This is a genomic window from Candidatus Zixiibacteriota bacterium (genome assembly GCA_021159005.1).
Classification (GTDB): Bacteria; Zixibacteria; MSB-5A5; order UBA10806; family 4484-95; genus JAGGSN01.
In genome coordinates this window covers 1-8,803 of sequence record JAGGSN010000193.1, presented here as the reverse complement: position 1 = coordinate 8,803, position 8,803 = coordinate 1, and the positions used below count along the sequence as shown (strand labels likewise).

Below are 8,803 nucleotides of genomic sequence, written 5' to 3'. Positions count from 1 at the left end.
ATGATATTCTTTACTATATCCAATAGCATTAATCAAGGGGTTTTTCAACAAGCCCGAAAACGGGAGTCCAGAAAGCTGTTTGTTAAACCAATGGTGGATAACAAAAAATACCATGCCCCGTGTCCGCAGACAGGCGGGCGCCGGCCGGCAGGAGGTATCGGCATGACCAATCTCTGGATTCCCAATCAAGTTGGGAATGACGCGGGCAGTGTGGGAATGACATCATTATAGCATCCGCCTAAGGCGGACAAAAAGCCGGACAGTAGTGATTTAAGAGTATTCCAACAAATAACCATACATAAAACAAATCATTAAATATCTTCAATATAAAGTATGGTTTTATAGTAAATTAATTGAAGAGTTATCTCAATAATAACATCTTTTGGGTTTCGGGAAATTCTTTTATTCTGTAGAAATAAACTCCGCTTGAGACAGAATTGCCCTCAGAAGATTTACCATTCCATTGAATCAGATTTGTTCCCAATGATGTATTTACAGGCATCGAATAGACAAGTTGGCCACAGATGTTGTAGATATCGATTTCGGTTTTAAAACTTCGGTCGGCAGAATATTTTATCACTGTACTGGAATTAAAGGGATTAGGATAATTGCCCAATAATCGGCATTGTTCGGGCAAGGTTATTTCAGTTTCAATATAAGTGATGGTTGAATCGAGATAAAAATCAATACCAAAAAGATCGGGGTCGTCAACCATGTCGAGGAATAAAGGTAATGGAAAATACATGCCGTTATAACCATATATATCGGCGAACACTTTGTATTCCCCCTCATGAAGACCCGATGTTATTAAGTATTTGCCATCAATACCTGTTTGCTCAAAAGCAATAAGATCATTATCAATATTAGTCGCATAAACTCTCACATCCGCTAACGGGCCTGAGCTTCCACTGACAATGCCAGATATCGAGAAACCCGGAGTGCCGTAATCCTGCGTTATTGCTCCGCCATTATGAATAATTATGTTGGCAGAGTTTATTGTTACAACTTCAGCCTCCTGCCAGCTAAAAACATTTGGCCAAAAATTCGGGATAATTCCATTTCCGGAAATTTCAATAATATAAGAACCCGCAACAAGGTTTTTAATGGTAAAACAGCCATAACGATTGCTTAAAGAATAGGCAATTGGCTGACCGGTATCGTAATCGAGGGCGGTTAGTTTCACACCCTCCATCGGAAAATCATTATCGCGATGCACAATAGTACCACTGATACTCAAGTTATAATGAAGCGACCTGTCAACCCAAAAATCTATTCCAGGCATCAACTGCTGAGGTTCCACATTTATAATATCAGCCAACTTTGAATCGAAATGATTATCATAATAAAGATAAATAAATTCGCCCGGCTGTGAAATATCTTCTAAGACAGCTTTGATGTAATAATTGCCTGCAGTTAACGCAAACATATAAAAACCGCGCTCATCCGTAACAATACTAACCCGGTAGGGATCACCCCATATATATGGCCATTGGTAGGCGGTAACTACTGCTCCCCGAATTGGCTCGCCGGTATTGCTATCTCTAACCTGTCCGCAGAGCATGCCAAAACCCGGTCTCTCAAGGTTGAAATCTATCCCATAAACAGCATTATCAATTGACACGGGTATTATCTCGCCCTCTTTGAATATCTCAGCGTCAGGATAGAATACTGTTTCATATCCGCGAGCGCGAACTAACACTCTATAATGACCGGGCAATAACCCATCAAGGCAGTAGTTTCCCTGATTAGTTATCGGGAAATATTTATCGCATTGCCATCCCTCATTGGGAAAATCAATTTTAATAGCGCTAACAAGAAAATTCGATTCCTGATTAACTCCCGTTATAATCTCGCCATATATTAAACAGCCCAACTCAAGTTTAAACGATATATTTATTATTTGAGATGGAAACACATTTACAGTCGAAGATGAAGCGATCATATATTGATCAGGAAAGAAACGTTTTACATAATTGTCAGCTTCCGCTGAAATATAATACTGACCTGATTCAAGCTGATAAGTAAATTTCCCATCACTGTCGACAACAATTGAATCCAGTATGGAAAAATCATCAGAATAAAATATTACCTTAGCTTCGCTTAACGGGTCTCCCTGGTCGGTACATACAATCCCCTGCACAATACCATTATTGCTTAAGATAATTTCATAATCCTCGGCTATAGAACCCCCATAAACTAACGCCGTCAGCATTAGAAAAGCCAGCAATATTTTAAGAAGCCTTATCATACCTACTCAGTATAAATTATAATATATAAATAATTCATGTCAAGAAAATAATTGCAGCTTTTCATTTTTTACACTACCTCTGTTATAAGCTCAATAATTAACACTTTTGCTAAAAATTATTTTAAATTTTCGAAATATCTTTCTTTTACATTATGATAGCTGCCTTGAACGGGTCATCATGTTTACAAAAGATAATATTGAAATTTATTTCAACACTATGGAAATAATCGGGGCTATAAAACCCTGACTATTAAGTGATTATATTAATAATCAAAACTTAATAGCCGCGATTTACCAGTCAGGGCAGGCTTTGTCAACAGACTGCTCACCTGCCTAAGGCAGACAGTTCTGCTTAATCCTTCTTAAAATCTACCGAATTCAGATTATATTTATTAAGCATGTGATGAAGCTGGGTTCTGTCTGTGCCTGATATTTGGGCGGCTTTCATAACATTTCCCTCGGCTTGTTCCATCAGACCCACCAGAAACAGTCTATCAAGTTGACACTTAGCGGCTTTCAATTCGACTTTTGTTGACGGAACATTAAACTGTGTTTTATTCTCGATTGGCATGCTATCAAACATCGATTTTATCTCATGGGGAAGATCTGACGCATCAATAAACTCACCCTTGGAAAAAATAACCATCCTCTCGATAATATTTTCCAGCTGCCGAATATTACCCGGCCAATGATAATTAACAAGATAATCAATCGCTTTGGAGGTGATTGATTTTTTCGGCATTTTCATTTTATTGCATATATTCTCGAGGAAATAATCGGCCAAAATAGGAATATCCTCCTTGCGTTCTTTTAAAGGCGGCAGCAAAATATTAACTACATTAATACGGTAGTATAAGTCTTCGCGAAAATTGCCTGCTTCAACCTCCGTTTTCAAGTCTTTGTTGGTAGCCGCTAAAATGCGAACATCAATACGGCGCGATTTAACATCGCCAACCCGCCTGAACTCGCCCTCCTGAATTACCCTGAGCAATTTAACCTGGAATGTCTGACTGGTATTGGTAATCTCATCTAAAAAGACCGTGCCGTTATCAGCCTCCTCAAACAAGCCTATTCGGTCGGATATGGCTCCGGTAAAAGCACCTTTCTTATGACCGAACAGTTCCGATTCTAAAAGCGATTCGGGCAGCGCGCCGCAGTCAATCGGTATAAAGCGAGCCTTCTTCCGCAAACTCGAATAATGTATTGCCTTGGCAAGTATCTCCTTGCCGGTGCCCGACTCGCCGGTAATTACGACTGTCGCATCGCTAACAGCCACCGACTCTGCCATCCTGAAAACTCTCTGCATCGGGGATGATCTGCCGATTATATTCTTGAAACTGGAACTCTTTTCAACCTGCTTCTGAAGGTAAACATTGCGGTCGGTCAAACGTCCGGTCAGGCGGGCATTTTCTATGGCTATTGCCGCCAGATTGCAAAAGCTCAACAGAAAATCGAGATCATCATTATCAAAAACCCTGTTTGTTGCCCGCGTATCAATATACACAATGCCGGTTGCCCGGTCTTTAGCTTTCAAGGGAGCGCACATTATAGATGTAATGTGAAAATCAATCACGGATTCCCTGTCAGTTTGTTCGCCGGGAGCTATGTTTAATAAAAGCGGTTCACCCGAATTGAAAACATCGTCAATAGTAGAACGTGATATTGTATCCTCGCCTACAATATTTTCCTTATCAAGGTTTCTGGCTATCATCGGCTCAAGACTGCCGTTTTTCTCATCGCCGTTATCTTTTAGCATAATAAAACCGCGATCTGCTTCAAGGTTCGAAAGCATCAAATCCATCACCTGATTTAATAAGGGGTCAAGCTCATGTATTGAATTGACAGTTTTTGATGCTTCAAACAGCGCTTCAAGTCTTTTCTCTCTGCTTGATTTTTCCATATGCACCTTCATATCCTTATCGCGCAACGGTTTATCACGTCCTTGACCAACCAACACCTTGCTTTCGTCGATAGGCTTAAAATTACTAAGGTATCGACCTTGGGTTTGGGATGGCCAACCGGCGCAATAACCAGAGGCTAAATTATTAGCTTGATTTATATAATTTTCATATTTTTCGCCAAGGCTTCTTTTAATTCGCGATAATGTCATTAAGCATTTGGGCTTCTCCCCTGCCGGACCATATTTTTCAGCATGCCCAAAAGCCGTAAGGATTTCTGTTTCCGCTTTATGCAGATTACTTTTATGCTTATCCTTTTTAAACAGATAAAGCGCTTTCAAATGATGGCAAGCTGACTTGAAACTCATCGGCATTTCAAGCTGAGATACTGTTGATATAGACTGCTCCGCCGACAATAAATCGTTAGTTTTGAGATTTACCAACGCCTTAGCCATAAGCAGACGAGCTTTCAATCCCGTATGCTCAGGCTTGGCTGCCAAAGCATCCGACAGGCTTTTTTGCGAATCGTCTATATCACCGCGCTCAAATTGAATTTCAGCCTTAATTGCCAGAACCCAGGTTTTTTGCTGGTCATCATTGAGTTTCTCAGCCAGCGTGAGAGCGGTTTCGATATTCTCATAGGCGTTATCTGTATCCCCAATAGATAGATAAACATCAGCCAGCCCTTTCAGGTTCGCCAGTTCGATGCGGGGTTCTTTTATCTCTTTAGCCAGTTCAATGCCTTTAATCGAATAATCGAAAGCCCGCTTCAATTGCCCTAAGTTGAAATAGGTTTCCGCCAGATTATTATAGTTAATGGCTTCGCTGCCTCGGTCGCCAATCGTTTTCTGGATTTGCAGCGCTTTCTGAAAATAATCCAACGCTTTAACTCGCTGGTCGAGATGATTATAGATATGACCGATGTTCAGAAAATTAATACCCTCGATTCGCTTGTCGGATATCTCCAAAGCTATTGCCAAAGATTTTTTATAATGCTCTAAAGCTTCATCATGTTCGCCTTTGGCATTATACACATTGCCGATATTGCCGTATAATTGCATAGCCGGCCATTTGTAGTTATTTTCGCGGCAGACAGTCAGCGAACGGTTGTAATAATCGAGCGCGCCGTCGAAATCACCTTTTCTGGCATAGCCGATGCCGATATAGCTTAATACCCGGCACATCCTTTCCGGGTTTTCGATAAAATAATCAAGCGCTTTAAAATAACTTTTAACCGCCTGGTCAAGCTCTCCCAGTTTGCTTTTAACCCAACCGAAACCCATGTATGCCTCACCCAGGATGTTAGACCAATCGGGCGCGTCTTCATATTCCGAGCTAAAATTAATTGCTTTATCATATAGTTTTAAAGCTTGTTCGTTTTCGCCGAGATGCTGATAATTTTCCGCCTGAAGAACCAATGCGGAGGCTGAGTTCTTGCTGCTGAAATCGGTTTTAACAGCTTCAAGCTGGATATCCTCAAACAGTTTTTCAGCCGCTTTAGGATCAATAAACATAAGCGCTCTGGCCTGACCCGACAAAGCATCGAAACGAGCTGATTTTGGAGCCTCAGGCCAATCGGCGATTAGCTCTATTATCTGCTTGTAATAATTAGCCGCTTGACTCCAACCGAAAATACCAACCGCATTTTCGGCAGACTGACATAGATATTTATAAGCTTTGCCCTTCTCGCCAGCCGCTAAAAATTGAGCCGCCAAATATTCCGGATTGGCTTTCCGCTTCTCAAAATATATAGCCGCCTGATAATGAAGCTTTATCTTTTTATCACTCCGCAATGAATTATAGGCAACATCTTTTACCTGGTTGTGTAAAAACTGCAAACTGCCGTTCTGACGGCGAAAAACCCTGAGAAGAATAAGCTCATCCAAAAGTTCGTTGTCTTTGTCTGAAAATCCCGATAATTCAAGCAGGTCAGCTGGCTTGAATAATGTATCCATAACTGTGGCTTGCTCGACAATAGCCCGATAATTTAATCCCAAGTAGGACAAACGATGGCTGATTGCTTCTTTTACCGAGCCGGGCAGCGGGAAATCAGTCAGCTTTTCAGTTTCTAATTTCCAGAATCCCTCCGACCTGATAAGCGCTCTGCCGTCAGCTAAACTTTTTAATAGCTCCTCAGCAAAGAAAAAATTACCGCCTGTTTCATGGTACAGCTTTTCTGAGAAATCTGCGGGCGGTTTGAAATCGCCAAACAGATTGTGCAGGAATTCATCCCATAATTCGCTGTCTGCCGGCTTGAGGATTATATGGCGCGCACTTTTAGTAAAATCCCAGTGAGATTCATCGGGGATAATCTGAGATGTTAGAATCAATAGAAACCCGTTTCCAGCTGGTCTGTAGGAGCTTTTGGAAGATTGGCTGATAAGGTTGATAAATTCAATTGTTACGCTGTCGGCATATTGAAGGTCTTCGACCAATAATACCAGGCTGTTATCGCTGCATATCTGCTCAATATATTTTTGCAGGTTATAAAATAATCTCTGCTTGCCTCGGTTAACATCCTGCTCGCCATGAATATCCTGAAATATCTCCGGGAATAATCTTTTAACCTCATCGCCAAGAGTTTTGAAAATACTGTAATCGGGATCGAATAATATAAACAACTGCTCAATCAACTTGCGTATCGGCGCTAATGGCTGGTCATCGCCCGGCGTACATACCGACTGCACAAAGTAACAGCCTTCCATCTGAATATCATATTTAAATTGCTCGGCTAAACGGCTTTTCCCAACACCCGATTCGCCCGATAGATAGTAAATTGAATTTTCACCTTCACTCAACCGGCTATAGGCTTTTTTCAAAGCCTTAAATTCCTCATTACGGCCACAAAATGAGGCTCTCTCAAAATAATCGCGGCTGGTATCAGACATCACCGAAACCGGCAAGCGGTCATTAGCAAGTTTTCCCTCCGGCGCCGAGGCATGATATAAATTCTCTATTATTGCCGACACCTCACCCGCAACCTGATAGCGTTTTTCGGGATCATTTTCGAGCAAACGATTAATGACTTGCCTGAGATTATCCCCGCCTTTATCAACAGGAAACTCAGGAAGTTCAACAGGTTTGTTCAGCTTATAGGCCAGTATCTGGCTGGTTGTCCCCTTAAGAAGCGGTTTATCGAACAACAGTTCGTAAAGAACAAGTCCCAGACTATAAAGATCGCTCCGCGAAGATAGTTTGCCATGCTTGATTATTTCCGGTGAGGCAAACTCAAGGGTACCCGAACTGCGCGATCTGTCAGACTTGAGATGCACCGCTAAACCAAAATCGACTAAGCGAAGGTTGCCGAGTTCATCAAAAAGTATATTGGATGGCTTCAAATCACCGTGGATAATATTGCGTGAATGGATATAATCAAGAGCGGATAAAGACATCAAAGCCAGCTTGTAAAACTCATCCAGCGGGCAATTCTCGGCTTTTATTTTAATATCGCCGCCCGGCATCAAGTCCATTGTATAATACGGATTATTATCATTCTCCATGCCAAAATTGTACACTCTAACCAAGTAAGGATGGCGAAGTTGCGTTAATATGTTAAACTCTTCCTTAAACCAATCTAGCTCTGAGATTAAATCAGGTTTAAGAATTTTTAAAGCTTTAATAGAGTTATCATTAATATCAACAACTTTAAAGACCTCGCCCATGCCTCCAATGCCAAGGCTTTCAATAGCTTCATACTGATTGTCAATTGTTTTCATCATTTCATTGGCTGTTATTAATCAAACCGAACTGTTATAATAGCTAACAATATTATATATTATTTTAATATTTTTGTCAATAAAAAAATGCGGCACTTGAATAGAATCTTATAATATATTTACAGTCAATAAGATACAATTAATATATGCCAGGTATTGTTAGTGCGCAAACTGTTACACATATCATACAACATTCTCCATTGGTATTGCCTGTGATGATAATTACAAACTGTCTGGGGATTTTATTGAGTATTTATACTTGTCCCATATAAACAATCCTGATAAGGTGCCAGAGCAGATTAAGATGTTTTAAAAATGAAATTATAATCATTACTATTCTAAGAAATCAATGACTGGCCAAACATAATAAGTAAAAGGCCAGATATTGCAAAGGAATCGTCATGTTGATAAAAGAGAATTTTACTAATGTAAGTTAAGAAGAGCAACGATAATATAAAATAGAGTGATAAAATCACCCTGCAAAATCTCAATGGGGTTTGTTGCATGAAACGGAGGCTCCGGATCATCTTTAAATAGATGATCCGGTTATTTTTATATCTGCAATCAATATAAAATACGCCCAGCAGGAGTCGAACCCGCAGCCTTCTGATCCGTAGTCAGACGCTCTATCCAATTGAGCTATGGGCGCAAGAATCTTAAGTTGTTTGCTTATTAGCTAATTATCGTAAACCTCAAATCAGCTAAAGCCGTTTGCAGTATAATATGACTTTTTTGGGTAAAATCAAGAAAAAAGTCGCCGCAGTTTTTGGGATCACTATTTTATAAAATGATGCAAATTCTCATTGACGAAAGCGATATTGCAGAGTATTTTCAGACAGCCGAAAAAGCGGCATTCATAATGCCCCCGTAGCTCATCTGGATAGAGCATCTGCCTTCTAAGCAGAGGGTAGCAGGTTCGAGCCCTGCCGGGGGTATTTAAT

The 8,803-nt window shown here is 40.6% G+C and carries 3 protein-coding genes and 2 tRNA genes; 2 read left to right on the top strand and 3 right to left on the bottom strand.

The window, feature by feature from the left end; genetic code table 11:
- Nucleotides 1-231: hypothetical protein (locus tag J7K40_12230; protein MCD6163162.1), on the top strand; the 231-nt coding region annotated here is incomplete at its 5' end.
- A 130-nt stretch (nt 232-361) separates the two neighbouring features.
- Here the strand turns inward: J7K40_12230 and J7K40_12225 are convergent.
- The 3 genes from J7K40_12225 to J7K40_12215 form a co-directional block, all read right to left on the bottom strand.
- A complete protein-coding gene (locus J7K40_12225) occupies nt 362-2,248 on the bottom strand; it encodes a T9SS type A sorting domain-containing protein (protein ID MCD6163161.1) in 1,887 nt (628 codons plus the stop codon).
- Between the two features lie 352 nt (nt 2,249-2,600).
- Nucleotides 2,601-7,865 (bottom strand): sigma 54-interacting transcriptional regulator, encoded by a 5,265-nt coding sequence (locus J7K40_12220; GenBank protein MCD6163160.1) that lies wholly within the window; start codon nt 7,863-7,865, stop codon nt 2,601-2,603.
- A 572-nt stretch (nt 7,866-8,437) separates the two neighbouring features.
- A tRNA-Arg gene (locus J7K40_12215) sits at nt 8,438-8,511 on the bottom strand.
- A 212-nt stretch (nt 8,512-8,723) separates the two neighbouring features.
- On the opposite strand from J7K40_12215, the gene J7K40_12210 reads away from it, so the two are divergent.
- Nucleotides 8,724-8,797: transfer RNA gene (locus J7K40_12210), tRNA-Arg, on the top strand.
- The last annotated feature ends 6 nt before the right edge of the window (nt 8,798-8,803 follow it).